Below are 506 nucleotides of genomic sequence, written 5' to 3' on the forward strand. Positions count from 1 at the left end.
CGTCGGGTCCCAGGCAGATGCGCAGCACCGTGGGCTCGACCTGCCCATCCAGTCCCGCGGGCAGGTGGGGGACGCCGCGGAAGGTGATGGCGATCTCCCGCCGTGCCGCCCCCAGGGCCTTGCCCGAGCGCAGGGTGAACGGCACCCCGGCCCAGCGCCAGGTGGTGGATTCCAGAGTGACCTCTGCCAGGGTCTCGGTCCCCCGGTCCGGGTCTACCCCGTCCTCCTCCGCGTAGGACGGAAGACGGCGATCGCCGATGGTGCCGGCGGTGTAGCGGGCCCGCCGTCCGGCCGCCACGGGGTCGCCGTCGAAGGGGCGCACCGAGCGCAGGGCCTCGGTCTTGGCCGCGCGCAGATCAGCGGCGTGCACCGACAGCGGGGCGTCCATCGTGACCAGCGCCATGACCTGCAGCAGGTGGGACTGGATCATGTCGACCATCGCCCCGGCACGGTCGTAGTACCCGGCCCGGTTCTCCAGCCCCAGGGCCTCGTCGTAGACGATCTCG

General features: G+C 72.7%; 1 pseudogene. It reads right to left on the reverse strand.

Annotated elements, in window-relative coordinates:
* Nucleotides 1-506: pseudogene (locus tag IEW07_RS20785) on the reverse strand (glucose-6-phosphate dehydrogenase); the annotation flags it as partial.

The sequence above is a fragment of the Kocuria dechangensis genome (assembly GCF_014636775.1).
GTDB classification, from domain to species: Bacteria; Actinomycetota; Actinomycetes; order Actinomycetales; family Micrococcaceae; genus Kocuria; species Kocuria dechangensis.